The 13,423-nt window shown below is 65.3% G+C and carries 14 protein-coding genes, 1 tRNA gene and 1 pseudogene; 9 read left to right on the forward strand and 7 right to left on the reverse strand.

Translation table 11 applies throughout. The annotated features are described in order from the left end of the window. Window positions 1-34: 34 nt before the first annotated feature. The gene (gene wecB, locus QFZ54_RS09115) at window positions 35-1,144 is read left to right on the forward strand and encodes a non-hydrolyzing UDP-N-acetylglucosamine 2-epimerase (protein ID WP_307086505.1); all 1,110 of its coding nucleotides are present in this window, start codon (window positions 35-37) and stop codon (window positions 1,142-1,144) included. Here the strand turns inward: wecB and QFZ54_RS09120 are convergent. Continuing rightward, window positions 1,101-2,120 (reverse strand): M48 family metallopeptidase, encoded by a 1,020-nt coding sequence (locus QFZ54_RS09120; protein ID WP_307086507.1) that lies wholly within the window; start codon window positions 2,118-2,120, stop codon window positions 1,101-1,103. The two genes, wecB and QFZ54_RS09120, sit on opposite strands and share 44 nt — an antisense overlap. Before the next feature lie 204 nt (window positions 2,121-2,324). On the opposite strand from QFZ54_RS09120, the gene QFZ54_RS09125 reads away from it, so the two are divergent. Both QFZ54_RS09125 and QFZ54_RS09130 read left to right on the forward strand, forming a co-directional pair. Continuing rightward, a complete protein-coding gene (locus tag QFZ54_RS09125; protein WP_307086509.1) occupies window positions 2,325-3,110 on the forward strand; it encodes a metallophosphoesterase family protein in 786 nt (261 codons plus the stop codon). A gap of 223 nt (window positions 3,111-3,333) precedes the next feature. After that, window positions 3,334-3,567 carry a hypothetical protein gene (locus QFZ54_RS09130; RefSeq protein WP_176501462.1) on the forward strand — a complete coding sequence of 78 codons (234 nt, stop codon included), beginning with the start codon at window positions 3,334-3,336 and terminating at the stop codon, window positions 3,565-3,567. Between the two features lie 470 nt (window positions 3,568-4,037). Here the strand turns inward: QFZ54_RS09130 and QFZ54_RS09135 are convergent, their stop codons facing one another. Then, window positions 4,038-4,634, reverse strand: a complete 597-nt coding sequence (locus QFZ54_RS09135; protein ID WP_307086511.1) for an FKBP-type peptidyl-prolyl cis-trans isomerase — start codon at window positions 4,632-4,634, stop codon at window positions 4,038-4,040. A gap of 126 nt (window positions 4,635-4,760) precedes the next feature. Beyond that, complete coding sequence (rpsU, locus tag QFZ54_RS09140; protein WP_055878578.1) at window positions 4,761-4,967, reverse strand: 30S ribosomal protein S21; 207 nt, start codon at window positions 4,965-4,967, stop codon at window positions 4,761-4,763. Between the two features lie 176 nt (window positions 4,968-5,143). Here rpsU and cysS point away from each other — a divergent pair, with 176 nt between their 5' ends. After that, entirely contained in the window at window positions 5,144-6,574 is a 1,431-nt protein-coding gene (cysS, locus tag QFZ54_RS09145) for a cysteine--tRNA ligase (protein ID WP_307086513.1), read from the forward strand. A 324-nt stretch (window positions 6,575-6,898) separates the two neighbouring features. After that, window positions 6,899-7,837: a D-2-hydroxyacid dehydrogenase gene (locus QFZ54_RS09150; RefSeq protein ID WP_307086515.1), complete on the forward strand. Its 939-nt coding sequence runs from the start codon at window positions 6,899-6,901 to the stop codon at window positions 7,835-7,837. Here QFZ54_RS09150 and QFZ54_RS09155 read toward each other — a convergent pair. After that, entirely contained in the window at window positions 7,831-8,004 is a 174-nt protein-coding gene (locus QFZ54_RS09155) for a hypothetical protein (protein ID WP_307086517.1), read from the reverse strand. The two genes, QFZ54_RS09150 and QFZ54_RS09155, sit on opposite strands and share 7 nt — an antisense overlap. A gap of 204 nt (window positions 8,005-8,208) precedes the next feature. Between QFZ54_RS09155 and QFZ54_RS09160 the strand changes: the two genes are divergently transcribed. From QFZ54_RS09160 to QFZ54_RS09175, 4 genes are all read left to right on the forward strand, one after another. Further along, the gene (locus tag QFZ54_RS09160) at window positions 8,209-9,582 is read left to right on the forward strand and encodes a class II 3-deoxy-7-phosphoheptulonate synthase (protein ID WP_307086519.1); all 1,374 of its coding nucleotides are present in this window, start codon (window positions 8,209-8,211) and stop codon (window positions 9,580-9,582) included. Window positions 9,583-9,680: 98 nt separating this feature from the next. Beyond that, window positions 9,681-9,755, forward strand: a tRNA-Glu gene (locus QFZ54_RS09165). Window positions 9,756-10,162: 407 nt separating this feature from the next. Further along, the gene (locus QFZ54_RS09170; RefSeq protein WP_307086521.1) at window positions 10,163-10,588 is read left to right on the forward strand and encodes a fasciclin domain-containing protein; all 426 of its coding nucleotides are present in this window, start codon (window positions 10,163-10,165) and stop codon (window positions 10,586-10,588) included. Window positions 10,589-10,648: 60 nt separating this feature from the next. After that, window positions 10,649-11,584, forward strand: coding sequence for an NAD(P)/FAD-dependent oxidoreductase (locus QFZ54_RS09175; protein ID WP_307086523.1), 936 nt, complete (start codon window positions 10,649-10,651; stop codon window positions 11,582-11,584). Between the two features lie 21 nt (window positions 11,585-11,605). Here the strand turns inward: QFZ54_RS09175 and QFZ54_RS09180 are convergent, their stop codons facing one another. The 3 genes and pseudogenes from QFZ54_RS09180 to QFZ54_RS09190 form a co-directional block, all read right to left on the reverse strand. Then, window positions 11,606-12,070: a Brp/Blh family beta-carotene 15,15'-dioxygenase gene (locus QFZ54_RS09180; protein ID WP_307086526.1), complete on the reverse strand. Its 465-nt coding sequence runs from the start codon at window positions 12,068-12,070 to the stop codon at window positions 11,606-11,608. A gap of 85 nt (window positions 12,071-12,155) precedes the next feature. Further along, window positions 12,156-12,362 (reverse strand): annotated as a pseudogene (locus QFZ54_RS09185) (Brp/Blh family beta-carotene 15,15'-dioxygenase); the annotation flags it as partial. A gap of 199 nt (window positions 12,363-12,561) precedes the next feature. Beyond that, window positions 12,562-13,329, reverse strand: a complete 768-nt coding sequence (locus QFZ54_RS09190) for a bacteriorhodopsin-like (protein ID WP_307086528.1) — start codon at window positions 13,327-13,329, stop codon at window positions 12,562-12,564. Window positions 13,330-13,423: the final 94 nt, after the last annotated feature.

Consider the following 13,423-nt stretch of genomic DNA (forward strand, 5'->3'; position numbering starts at 1 on the left):
AGCGCCGTTAAAGACGTTGCCCTAGGGATGCATCATGCCCAAAGTTCTCGTCATCTTCGGCACGCGACCAGAAGCGATCAAACTTTTCCCGGTGATCCGCGCGCTGGCTGCGATCCCCGGCCTGACCGTCCGCACCTGCGTCACCGCGCAGCACCGCGGGTTGCTCGATCAGGTGCTCGCGATCGCCGATCTCGTGCCCGACATCGATCTCGACCTGATGGAGCCAGGACAGACGCTCGATCGGCTCACCGCGCGGCTGCTGGTCGGGCTCGGCGACGTCATGGATGTCGAGAAGCCCGACCTCGTCATCGTTCAGGGCGACACCGCGACCGCGATGACGGGTGCGCTCGCCGCCTATTACCACAAGGTGCCGGTTGCGCATGTCGAGGCAGGGCTGCGCTCGGGCGACATCTACCATCCCTGGCCCGAGGAGGTGAACCGGCGCATCGTCGCGCCGATCGCCGCGTTGCATTTCGCGCCGACCGACACCGCCGCGGAGGCGTTGCGGCGCGAGACGATCGCGGAGGACACGATCCACGTCACCGGCAACACGGTGATCGACGCGCTGCACTGGACCGCGGCGCGCGTCGCGGCGGACCCGTCGCTCGCGGCCGGGCTCGACGCGATCGCCTCACGCTTTGCCGGCAAGCGGATCATCCTCGTCACGACACATCGCCGCGAGAATTTCGGTGACGGCATGGCGGCGATCGCGCGGGCGATCGGCCGGATCGCGGAGCGCGACGACGTTGCGGTGCTGTTCCCGGTCCATCCGAACCCGAACGTCGTATCGGTTATGAACGCGATCCTCGGCGACCGCGCCAATGTCGCGCGGATCGAGCCGCTCGATTACCCGCACTTCGTCCGTGCGCTCGGCATGGCGGACATCGTCCTGACCGATTCGGGCGGCGTGCAGGAGGAGGCGCCCGCGCTCGGCAAGCCCGTACTCGTCATGCGCGAGACTACCGAGCGGCCGGAAGGTGTGGCCGCCGGCACCGCCAAGCTGATCGGCACCGACGAGGACCGCATCGTTTCCGACATCTTCACCCTGCTCGACACCCGCGGCATCTGGCCGGACCAGCCGCGCGCGTCCTCGCCCCCGCTCAGCGCAACGGCACGTTTCGAGTCGCAACGACTGGCGGGATGATCGGCCGCGTCGCGGTCGCCGCGATGTCGCGTGCGGCGGCTTCGAGTGCTTCGGCCCGCGCCTTGGACGATGCGTGGGTTCGGCTACGGAACAGCCCGCCATCGATCGCGCCCCCCTTCTGACGCCAGAATTTCGGTGCCGACATCGGATCGTACCCTGCGTTCGCCAGCAGATAGATGCCGAGCAGATCGGCCTGATCCTCGGTCTCACGAATCAGGCGCCCGTTGCGGCCGAGCTCCGCCAGCAGGCCGCGATTGATCTTCGCCGCATCGAGTCGCGCACGGTGTCGCAGGATGTTGTGCGATAGCTCGTGCGCCACGACGACAGCGATCTCCTCGTCGGTATAGCCTTCGAAAAACCGCTCGCCGAGCTGCACGATCGCCCCGTCAGCGCTCGCATCCAGGCCGCTGCCCAGCAAGATTTCGAACCGCGATCGACAGCCGGTCACCGGAGCAATCGTGATCGGCAGGCGCTTGCCGTCGCGGAGTACCGTCAGCCGCAACGGCTTTCCCGTGGGCGCATCGGCGATGATCGCCTCAGCCGCGTCGCGGGCCGCCGCACTTTCCGGCGCATCGGCGGACGGCAAACCCGGTTGCGGCCGATCGTCGATCGCCACAATCGAATCGTTGGGACGAACCCCCGCCCGATCCGCGGGACCGCCGGCGACGACCGCCTCGACACCGATCGTCGACTCGAACCCGAACGTCGCCGCCGCGGCCTTGCGCGCGCCTGGGCCATATTGCGTCAGCGCATGGATCGGCATGCCAATTTGCGGCTGGAGCCGGTCGCACAACGCTGCGTTCGCGGTGGTCAGTCGATAGGCGATCGTCGCCAGCCGGAGATCGGCGGCACGCAACGTGTCGAAGAACGCGGCTGAAGGCGCCGCATCCGCCACGGGCATCGGTGCGGCAGGCAAAGCCGCGGGAACGGCGGCCGTCAGCATCAGGAACGGCGCGAAGCGGGAGATCATCGACATCGCGCTCCTTTAGCCGCCGCGCGCCCGCCCGTCATGCTGCATGACCGCACGGCCGCCCCCCCCTTCGCGACGATACGTCGCGCCCCTTCGCGGCGATGCGTTGCGACGCCTGCCGGAACATTCTATGCGACGCCATGCGCCCGCGCGATCGAATGACGCGTTCGATCAGGTCCCATACATCTTCCTCACCACATCGATTGCAGCATGATTTCAAAGCTTTTCAAGTCCCGTAGCGTTGCCAAGTCGACTCAGCCGCAGGTTCCCCCCGGTCGCCGCGTCTATGCGGTCGGCGACATTCACGGCCGTGCCGACCTCCTCGACGAGCTGATCGGCCTGATCGAGGCGGACGAACGCGGCCGCGGTGCAGCGGAAACGACCTTGATCTTCCTCGGCGACATCGTCGACCGGGGGCCCACGTCGGCGGCGGTGATCGATCGGTTGCGCGGGCTGGCGCAGGCACGCCCCGACGTTCGTTTCCTGCTGGGAAATCACGAGGAGATCTTCCTCGGTGCGCTCGACGGCGAACCCAAGGCATTGCGGCTGTTCTGCCGCATCGGTGGGCGCGAGACCGTGCTCAGCTACGGCATGGAAGCCGCGGAATACGAGCGGCTCGACTATGAAGAGTTGGTGAAACGCCTTGAAATCCTCGTGCCCGACGAGCACCGCGACTTTCTGCGCAAGTTCGAGGACATGATCGTGATCGGCGATTACGCGTTCGTCCATGCGGGCGTGCGTCCCGATACCCCACTCGACCTGCAAACCACGTCGGACTTGCGGTGGATCCGCGATCCCTTCCTCGATCATCGCTCGAGCTTGGAAAAGACGATCGTCCACGGCCACACGATGACCGACGAGATCGAGCGTCGCGGGCACCGAATCGGTATCGACACCGGCGCCTATGCGTCCGGCCGGCTGACCGCGCTCGGCATGGAAGGTTCCGAGACATGGTCGCTCCAGACCGGCACCGCCGTAGGACCTAAGACGAACTGACGCGTCTCGCCGCGCACATTGCCGTGCATCTCACCGCGATTATTGGGCAGTTTGCGCGCCAACGCTTTCTTCGTCGCGCGCCTCCGCTATAGAGAGAGAGCGGACGTGTGTGTTGCACTGCCGCAACAGTGCGATCCTCTTCGCATTGTTACAAAGGGTCTTAGTTGCGTTGGGTAAGCTTTCATGCCATTGCCTGCCGCGACGAGCACAAAGGGAGTTCATCATGCGTCTTGGGAAGTATCTCCTGACCGCAGCAGCAGCCACGATGGCAGTTGCTCCGGCCATGGCAGCACCGGCAAATCTGTCGGTTGCACATTCGGTCCGTTCGGGTTCGGTTTCGGCTGACAAGAACGAACTCGCTGGCGGCGGCATCATCGTTGCGGTTCTCGCAGCAGCTGCAGTTATCGCCGGTATCGTTATCGTTGCAGACAACGACGACGATTCGGACAGCAACTAAGTCTTACGACTTTAGTTCGAGAAATAGCGGTCTTCGGGCCGCTATTTTTTTGCCTGCCGTTCTGAGGATTGGCAGGCCAGCGCGTGCCGAAGCGCAAATCATCACGTGAATATCGGCGTTTCCGGGCTGCTCGGTCCCGATTGCCGCATGCGTACGGCCAGTTGGTACTAGAGCCTCACAGTGCCGCCCCGACAGGACGAGCGCCCCGGCCGCGCACGTTGCTGGACAACGCTGCTGGATCCTAAGCTCTTCCCTGCATGATAGCTGTCAGTCCGAAGACATTCCGAGACGACCTCCCCAGCAGTAGCCTCGCGCTCCGGCTGCCGGTCCGCCAAGGAGATCAGGCTTACGGTTCGCGCATCATTTGCAGACATCGCCCGCGTGAAACGCAAAACGCGCCCCGCAATCAAGCGAGGCGCGTTTCGATTCCAACGATGCGGTACGGGTTCAGCCCCATACCGCCGCCTCGCTTACTGCGCAGGCGGCGTCTGAGCACCATCCGGCATGCCACCCGGCGCGCCGCCCGGCATACCACCGGGAGCACCGCGACCCATCTGGGCCTGTGCCTGCATCTGCTGCACCACGCTCTGCGGCAGGAAGTCGAGCAGTTCAACGTCGAACACCAGCGTCGAATTCGCCGGGATCGGGCCAGTGGCCTTGTCGCCGTACCCAAGTGCAGGCTTCAGCCAGAAGCGATACTTCGACCCCTTCGGCATCAGCTTTAGCGCCTCGGAGAAGCCGGGGACCACGCCGGTGACCGGCATCGGCGTCGGCTGCTGCGACTTGTCGAAGGTCGTGCCGTTGAGCAGCTTACCCTCGTAGTTCACCAGCGCCACGTCGGCGTCGGTCGGCTTGGCCGCACCGGGCTTGCCGGGGGCGATCACCTTGTACTGCAGCCCGGATGCGGTAACGACCACGCCCCGCGCGCGCGCATTGCGTGCCAGGGGATCATCACCCTGACGCGCGAGCGCAACTGCGGCGATCAGCGCAAGCGCGATACCAACCCAGAGATAGACGAGATAGCTGCGCTTGGTTGGCTGCAGCGGCACTGCGGTGACGGTCGACATCGGATCAGGCCCCGGTCATCTGGTCACGCCGGAGCGCCGCGCGTGCCGTTGGAAAGCGATTGGGGTGCCGATCACGACACCCCCGAATATCGGCCCACCCGCTCGCCGGGTACGGCCAATCAAATCTTACCGTGCGCCGTCGCGCTCGGCGCGCTTGCGGTCGAGCTTGCGCGAGCGACGGATCGCTGCTGCACGCTCGCGTGCGCGCTTCTCGGACGGCTTTTCGTAGTGCCGGCGCAGCTTCATCTCGCGGTACACGCCCTCGCGCTGCAGCTTCTTCTTCAGCGCGCGAAGGGCTTGGTCGACATTATTGTCGCGTACGATGATCTGCATAAACCCGTTAAGCTCCGGTCGAATAGATTTTTGCAGTCGCGAACAGGTCCGCGCCGCATGAACGGGGCCCCCTATCAGCGCAGCGCCATCGTTTCAAGCCAAACAGCTTTTTCGGCGAGTCCGTACAAGACGCGAGCGCCTTTGCCGGAGGGCACATGCAACGCTAAGAGCAGCCCATGACCCGCATCCCCCTGACACTGTATAACAGCCTTTCGCGCCAGCTCGAGACCTTCCAGCCGATCGATCCGACCGATGTCGGGCTCTACACCTGCGGGCCGACCGTCTATAATTACCAGCACATCGGCAACATGCGCGCCTTCCTGTTCGCCGACACGCTCGGCCGCGTGCTTCGCTGGAAGGGGTGGCCGACGACCCACATCATCAACATCACCGATGTCGGGCACCTGACCTCCGACGCCGATGTCGGCGACGACAAGATGGAGAAGGCGGCGGCGGCGCAAGGGCGTTCGATTTGGGAGATCGCGGCCTATTATACCGACGTGTTCAAACGCGACGTCGCGCGGCTCAACATCGTGCCGCCCGCGCGTTGGGCGGTCGCGACGGATCATATCGCCGAAATGATCGCGTTCGCCGAACAGATCGCGCCGAAGCATTGCTACGCGCTCGACAGCGGGCTGTATTTCGACGTGTCGACCGTCCCCGACTATGGCCGCCTCGCGCGTGCCGGCAACGACGACATCGAAAGCCGGATCGAGCCCGTCGCCGGCAAGCGCAACCCGCAAGATTTCGCGATCTGGCGCACCTCGACGCCGGGCGAGAACCGCCAGATGGAATGGGATTCGCCTTGGGGTCGCGGGGCGCCGGGCTGGCACCTCGAATGCTCGGTGATGAGCAAACACTATCTCGGCGCGCATTTCGATATCCACACTGGCGGAATCGACCACCGCGAGATCCACCATCCCAACGAGATCGCGCAGAACCAGGCGCACTGCGATTGCGCGGATACCGGCGCGAGCGTCTGGATGCACAACAACTTCCTGGTCGAGCGCGCCGGCAAGATGTCGAAGTCGACCGGCCAGTTCACGACGATGCAGACGATCGTCGACCGCGGCTTCCACCCCCTCGCCTACCGCCTGATGTGCCTCCAGGCGCATTATCGCAGCGAGCTGGAATTCTCGTGGGAGAACCTCGCGGCGGCGGCGATCCGTCTCAAGCGCATGGTGCAGGCGGTCGAGACTTTGCGCGCTCGTCCGCCGGGCGGCCCCTCGGGCAGCGCGATGCACTATGCCGACCGGCTGGAAGAGGCGGTCTCGGACGATCTCGCGACGCCGCGTGCGCTGCCGATCCTCGACGAACTGCTCGCGGACAAGCGCGTTGCACCAGCCGATCGGATAGCAGCACTCGACGATTTCGACGCGGTGCTGGGGCTGGACCTCGCAACGATCCGCCGCGAGGACCTCCGCATCCGTCCGGTATCGGCGACGATCGACGAGGAGACGATCGCCGCGCGCCTGGCGGAGCGCCGCGACGCCCGCGCCGCAAAGGATTTCGAGCGGTCCGATGCGATCCGCGACGAACTCGCCGCCGCAGGTGTCGAGGTGATGGACGGCGACTCGCTCGGCTGGGACTGGAAGATCGCGCTCTAACCGCCTTTTCCCGGAGCGCGTGCTTCATCGGGGACCAGAACAATGCCCGGATCGCGTCGTCACCCCTTGGCCTGTTCGCGAACTATCGCGGTGAAGTAGGAATGCGGTCGCGGGTCCTGCTCGTTCTCCCGCGAAGGCGGGAGCCCAGTCTGGGTCCCCGCCTTAGTGGGGAAACAAGCTACCCTTGTCTCAGAATAAGGGCTTTCAAGAATAAAGGCCGACCAGATCCGGTGTCCGCCGTCCCGCAGACCGCGAGCGGAGCAAGTGCGGCATGACGAACCCGGCACACCTTGACATGCCCCGCCGCACGCCGATGCTCCGCACATGAAAGCCGTCCTCCCAGCCGCCGCCCGCCCGCTCCTCGAATCGCATCTACCCGCGGACCTCGAAATCGCCTGGTTCGCCAAGCCCTCGGAAGCCAACGCGATGATCGCCGACGCGGACATCGCCTGGGTCGACATGCAGCCGACCGAGCTCGTCGCCGACGCGATCCGCCACGCCGGGCCGATCCTCAAATGGGTTTCGACGATCTACGCCGGGCTCGACGCGTTCCCGCTCGACCTCCTGCGCGACAACGGCGTTACGCTGACCAACGGCGCCGGCATCAACGCCGTCGCGGTCGCGGAATATGCGGTGATGGGCGTGCTCGTCGCTGCCAAGCGCTTCGACACCGTCTTGCGCGCGCAGGACCGCCACGACTGGCTGAAGGACGCGCCCGGCAAAATCGAACTGGCTGGCACCAGGGCATTGGTTATCGGCTATGGTACGATCGGCCAAATGATCGGCGACCGATTGGAGGCGTTCGGGGTCGAAGTCACCGGGGTGACGCGCACCGGTCGGGATGGCACGATCACGCCTGATGCTTGGCGCGATCGGCTCGATGCGTTCGACTGGGTGATCCTGGCCGCGCCCTCGACCGACGCGACACAGGCGATGATCGGTCACGAAGAGCTACAGCGGATGAAGCCGTCGGCCTGGCTGATCAACATCGCGCGTGGCGACATGATCGACGACGACGCGCTGATCGCGGCGCTGACGGACGGGACGATTGCGGGTGCCGTGCTCGATCCGACCAACCCGGAGCCCCTGCCCGAGGATCACCCGCTCTGGTCCGCGCCCAATGCGATCGTCACGATGCACCTGTCGGGCCGCAGTCAGACGACGATGTTCGCACGTGGCGCGGCGCTGTTCCTCGACAACCTCGCCGCGTTCCTCGCCGGTCGCCCGATGAAGAACGTCGCTGATCTCGACGCGGGTTACTGACCGATCTGGGTCGTGCCGACCGGCGCCTCGCGCCGGCCGCGATTGTAGCTCTTGATTCCGCGGCGCCGCAGTTTGTCGGCGCGGCGGCGACGCGAGTACATGATCAGGATCGGTACGCCGACCAAGACTCCCCCGCCGATGATAGAGAGCGCGATGATGATACGCATTGGCATGTCCATGCGGGGACCATGCCAATTGGACAGCGCAGGCGCCATATATATTTTAATCTAATATGAATGAAGTTAAGCTCTTTAGCCGATCGACCCCGCCCACGCAGCGTTTCGCCGCCCACTCCCAAGCTTTACTTCGTTGCGCAAAATGGCGTTTTCCCGCATGGCTCGCATCACAATTCACCAATCGGACGACATGATATGGCCGCGAACTGGGCCCCCGACAGCTGGACTCGTTACGAAGCACGACAGCTCCCGACCTATCCCGACGCCGCAGCGCTGACCGCCGCGACCAATCAGCTCGCGACCTTCCCACCGCTGGTCTTCGCCGGCGAAGCCCGCAACCTGACCGCGTCGCTCGCCGAGGTCGCAGCCGGCAAGGCATTCCTGCTCCAGGGCGGCGACTGCGCCGAATCCTTCGCCGAGCATAGCGCGAACAACATCCGCGACACCTTCCGCGTCATCCTCCAGATGGCCGTCGTCCTGACTTTCGCATCGAAGCTCCCGGTCGTGAAGCTCGGCCGCATGGCGGGGCAGTTCGCCAAGCCGCGCTCGACCGACACCGAGACGATCGGCGGCATCGAGCTGCCCTCGTACCGCGGCGACAACGTCAACGACATCGCCTTCACCGCCGAAGCCCGCGCGCCCGACCCCCAGCGCATGATCCGCGCCTATTCACAGTCGGCCGCCACGCTCAACCTGCTGCGCGCGTTCGCACAGGGCGGGTACGCGAACCTGCACCAGGTCCACCGCTGGACGCACGACTTCATGGGCCGCAGCCCGTGGTCGAAGAAATACGCCGAGACCGCGGACCGCATCGGCGAGGCACTCGAGTTCATGGCCGCCTGCGGGATCGATCCCGAGACCGTGCCACAGCTCGCGCAAACGCATTTCTACACCAGCCACGAGGCGCTTCTGCTCCAGTACGAGCAGGCGCTGACCCGGCAGGATTCACTGACCGGCGACTGGTACGACACCAGCGCGCATTTCCTGTGGATCGGCGACCGCACCCGCTTCGAAGGCTCCAGCCACGTCGAATACCTCCGCGGCATCGGCAATCCGATCGGCATCAAGTGCGGGCCTAGCCTCGAGCCCGACGCGCTGCTCCGCATGCTCGACACGCTCAACCCCGGTCGCGTGCCCGGCCGGATGACGCTGATCACGCGCTATGGCTATGACAAGATCGAGGCGAACCTGCCCCGCCTCGTCCGCGCCGTCACGCGCGAGGGCCATCCGGTGGTCTGGAGCTGCGACCCGATGCACGGCAACGTCGTCAAGGCCGCCAACGGCTACAAGACGCGGCCGTTCGACCGCATCCTCGCCGAAGTCCGCGGCTTCTTCGCGGTCCACCGCGCGGAAGGCACGCACGCCGGCGGCATCCACGCCGAGATGACTGGGCAGAACGTAACGGAGTGCACCGGCGGCGCGGTCGACGTGACTGAGCAGTCGCTGGCGGACCGCTACCACACCCACTGCGACCCGCGCCTCAACGCCAGCCAGAGCCTCGAACTCGCCTTCCTCCTAGCCGAGATGCTCAACGAGGAAATGGCAGAGCGCAAGAAAGTCGCTGCCTGAGAAAACGAGCGCCAGACAAAATGCGCGGGCGTCTAGGAAACTGCGGCAACCGTCTTGACGGCCGCCACCCCATTCCGTAGACGCCCGCATCTGCTAACGGCCCCTTCGTCTAGCGGTTAGGACGACGCCCTCTCACGGCGTAAGCACGAGTTCGATTCTCGTAGGGGTCACCAGCCTTCACCTTCGCGACAGAAGCGTTGGGTTAGATTATTCCTTGATCGTTGCGGGTACGGCGGTTGCCGAATTGACGTGCCTGCAAGTCGCTGCTGAAGGTTTCGCCCGGTATGATGACCGCTACCGAAGCCGGCACTCTGCTCCTCCAAGCCAACGCAGCGTTGGAGCAACGGGTCAAACGCCGCTGGAACGGATGGGAAGCAGCACCCGAGACTCGATCCGAACGACGCCGCTCCTAGACACCCGGTTCACCGAGCGCTTTGTCCGTCTTGAACAGCGTCCTCGAAATCCCGACCGAGCATTCCAACGACTTCCATACGACCGAAAGGTCATATCGCACCTGGATTGGCTTGGTGGGAATGACGCGGGCCGGACACCGGCATCGCCTCCTATTCCAGGATAAACAATGACCGATACGAAGCACGACATCGTCGACACCGCGGTTGCCGCAGGGTCGTTCACAACACTGGTAGCAGCCGTTGGCGCGGCAGGTCTCGCCGATACACTCAAGGGTGAGGGTCCGTTTACCGTATTTGCCCCCACCGACACGGCTTTTGCGGCGCTGCCGGCGGGGACCGTCGACGACCTCGTCAAGCCGGAGAACAAGGACAAGCTGACCGCGATCCTGCTCCTGCACGTCCTGCCCGGCGCAGTCCGTGCGGACGATGTAACGGGCAAGGTGCTCGACCCCGCCACGGTGGGCGGCGCGACGGTGCATGTCGACGGCACGGACGGCCTCACGGTCAACGGCGCCCGTGTCGTGACCGCCGACATCACATGCACCAATGGCGTAATTCACGCGATCGACACGGTATTGCTGCCAACCGATTAACCCGTTCGTATAACCGATACCGGGGCTTCCCGCCCCGGTATCACTGAAACGGAGACGCGCGTGAAGGTTGCGATTGTGGGTGCGGGTATCGCCGGACTATCGTGCGCCGTACATCTCCAGCACGGCGGCTGTGCGGTGACGCTGTTCGACAAGGGACGGGGCGCAGGCGGTCGCATGGCGACGCGACGCATCGACATGGCCGGGGACGAAGCCTCCTTCGATCACGGCGCGCAGTATCTGACGATGCGCGATCCCGACTTCGTCGCCGCTATGCACGCTTGGGAGGCTGCCGGTGTCGTTGCGCGCTGGCCCGCCGCCGGCCCCGATGCATGGGTCGGCACGCCGGGAATGAATGCCATAGTCAAGCATCTGGCCGCTCGGGCGGAGGTCCGTTGGAATTGCCGTGTCGATGAAGTCCGCAGGACGGCAGCAGGTTGGACAATCGATCCGGATGCGACTGGCACCCTCTTCGACGCCGTCGTCATCGCGACCCCGGCGGAACAGGCCGCGCCGTTGCTCGCCCCGCATGAACCGGCCATGGCGAGCGAGGCGCTCGCCTGTCGATCGGCGCCATGCTGGACGGCGATGTTCGCGTTCGACGCGCGGCTCGCGATCCCGTCCGATGTCCTGAAAGATGCCGGCATAATCGGCTGGGCCGCGCGGAACAGCGCGAAGCCCGGACGCCGTGATCCGGAAAGCTGGGTCGTTCAGGCCACACCGGACTGGTCGCGCGACCATCTGGAGGATTCCGTCGAGACCGTCGTCGATCGATTACTGGCGGCCTTGGCGACACACAGCCCGACCGGATTGCCGACGCCGATCATTCGTACGGGGCATCGCTGGCGCTACGCGCGGGCGTCGGGGGCCGACCTCGGATCGCTGTGGAATGCCGGCGAGCGGATCGGCGCGACGGGCGACTGGCTGCTGGCACCGCGGATCGAGAGTGCCTGGGTGTCCGGCCGCCATCTCGCCGAGCAGATGCTCGAACGCATTTAAGGCCGTGCGACGGCCTGTGCATCAGGCCATGTCGAATTGACCAGCGCCACGCGTCAGTCGCCGCTCGATCCACTTCGAAAACACCAGATGCGGCACCGCGACGGTTGCGAGCAGCTGGAACGCCTGCGCGGTAAGGTCGGCCGGAAGGCGCTGCGCCAAACTCGTGGCAAAGATCGCCCACCCCCCGATCGCCGTCAGCGACAAGATCGCGCCGGTCGCAAGCCACCAACGATGCGAAACCTTGCCCAGCGTGATTCGTGCATCGGCCAGATGGCGCGGCGAATGGAGGAACACGAAGAACAGGGCGAACCCGACCACCGGCGGCGCGATCATCAGGCCGAGAATGGCGGCCCCGGTCGCCGCCGCCCACTCCCGCGCGCCGCCGTGCCAGGCATCGACGATGCCGACGATCGTCACCAGCAGCGCAACTGGTGCGACTGCGATCAGAACCTTTGCCACGATCTCGCCGCTGGGGTTGCCGACCATCGCGACGAACAGCCGTGCGACGTCGGCGGGGTGGGCCTATCGCGGGTGCGGCGATGATCGCGGTACCGGCCGCGACCTTGAGCAACGGCTCGTCGAGCATCGCCCAGTCCTCGCCGAAATGCACCGAGGCGGCCGTGATGAAGAGGACCAGTGCGACCAGCGGACTGATGATCCACATCACCGCCATCGCGACCGCGATACCGACATAGCCGCCCACTGCCAAAGCCAGACCACGACGCCCGAGACGCGTTGCGCGCGCCAGCAACGATATGTCGTAGGCGCCGTGTGGCATCCCGCCGCCGATGAAAACCACCGTCGCGATCAGCGTCGCGACGGGGCCTCCGAGCGGCACGCCTGCGACCAGCGCGGCGGTCAGATAGACCACGGCGAGCCAGAAGCCGGGAAACACGACGCCGCCGCGCCCCGATAAGGCGCGGCGGTCGAGACTGGTCACGGCAATCTGTGCCGCGACACGGACGGAGGTGTTCGGATCAATGGGTGTGAAGAGCGACACCACCCGCCTCGACCTGCGACTTGCGAACGGAGATCATGTAGATCAGCACGCCGAGCCCGGCCTTCGCGACGATGTCCGCGATCGTGTAGCCGAGTTGGATGACGGTCGTCGCGGTCGCGCCGCTGATCCCCGCATAGGGTGCCATGTAGACGATCGGGTAGAAACCCCACGAGGCGAAGGTCAGTAGGCGCGCCTTCCGCACCAGGCCGCGCGCAACGGCAGGCTGCTGCTCGATCGACTCGCCGAGCCCGCGGAACAGCTCCCAGACGATATAGACGAACGGGATCGACGACAGCGTGCCCCACAGGGCGCGGGTCGGGATGTCGGTCGCGATTTCGCCGGGATACCCCAGGACGATCATCAGCGCCGCGGCCGAGCCGAGACGGACGGTCTTGGACGACGTCTCTTCGGGCGACAACCGCATCACCAGCACCAGCTCGATCAGCAGCAGCGGCACGGTCAGCAGCCAGTCGACATAGCGATAGGCGTCGTTGAACGCGAAGCCGGTGCCCGCGATGATCCCGTCCTTTAGCGAATAGGACTCGTTCCAGCTCTCGAATATCCGCAGATAGTGATACGCCGCGATCGCGGTAACCAGCCCCGAGATGGTGACGGCGGTACGGTATGCCGGCGCAACCTGCGATCGGCACAGCCACAGGAAGGCGGTCGTCGCGGCCATCGTCGCGAACGTGAATGAAAACGCGTTATATACCAGCGAGAACTGGAACGGGGTTATGCTGTCCATGAAGGTCTCCATCACCTTGCTGTGCCGCGCCCGCTACGGTGGCGAACGAGCCTTGTTGCGGGAGAGCGAAGGCCGATGGAGAGATCGGTTGTCG

The sequence above is a fragment of the Sphingomonas faeni genome, assembly GCF_030817315.1.
Lineage (GTDB): Bacteria > Pseudomonadota > Alphaproteobacteria > Sphingomonadales > Sphingomonadaceae > Sphingomonas > Sphingomonas faeni_C.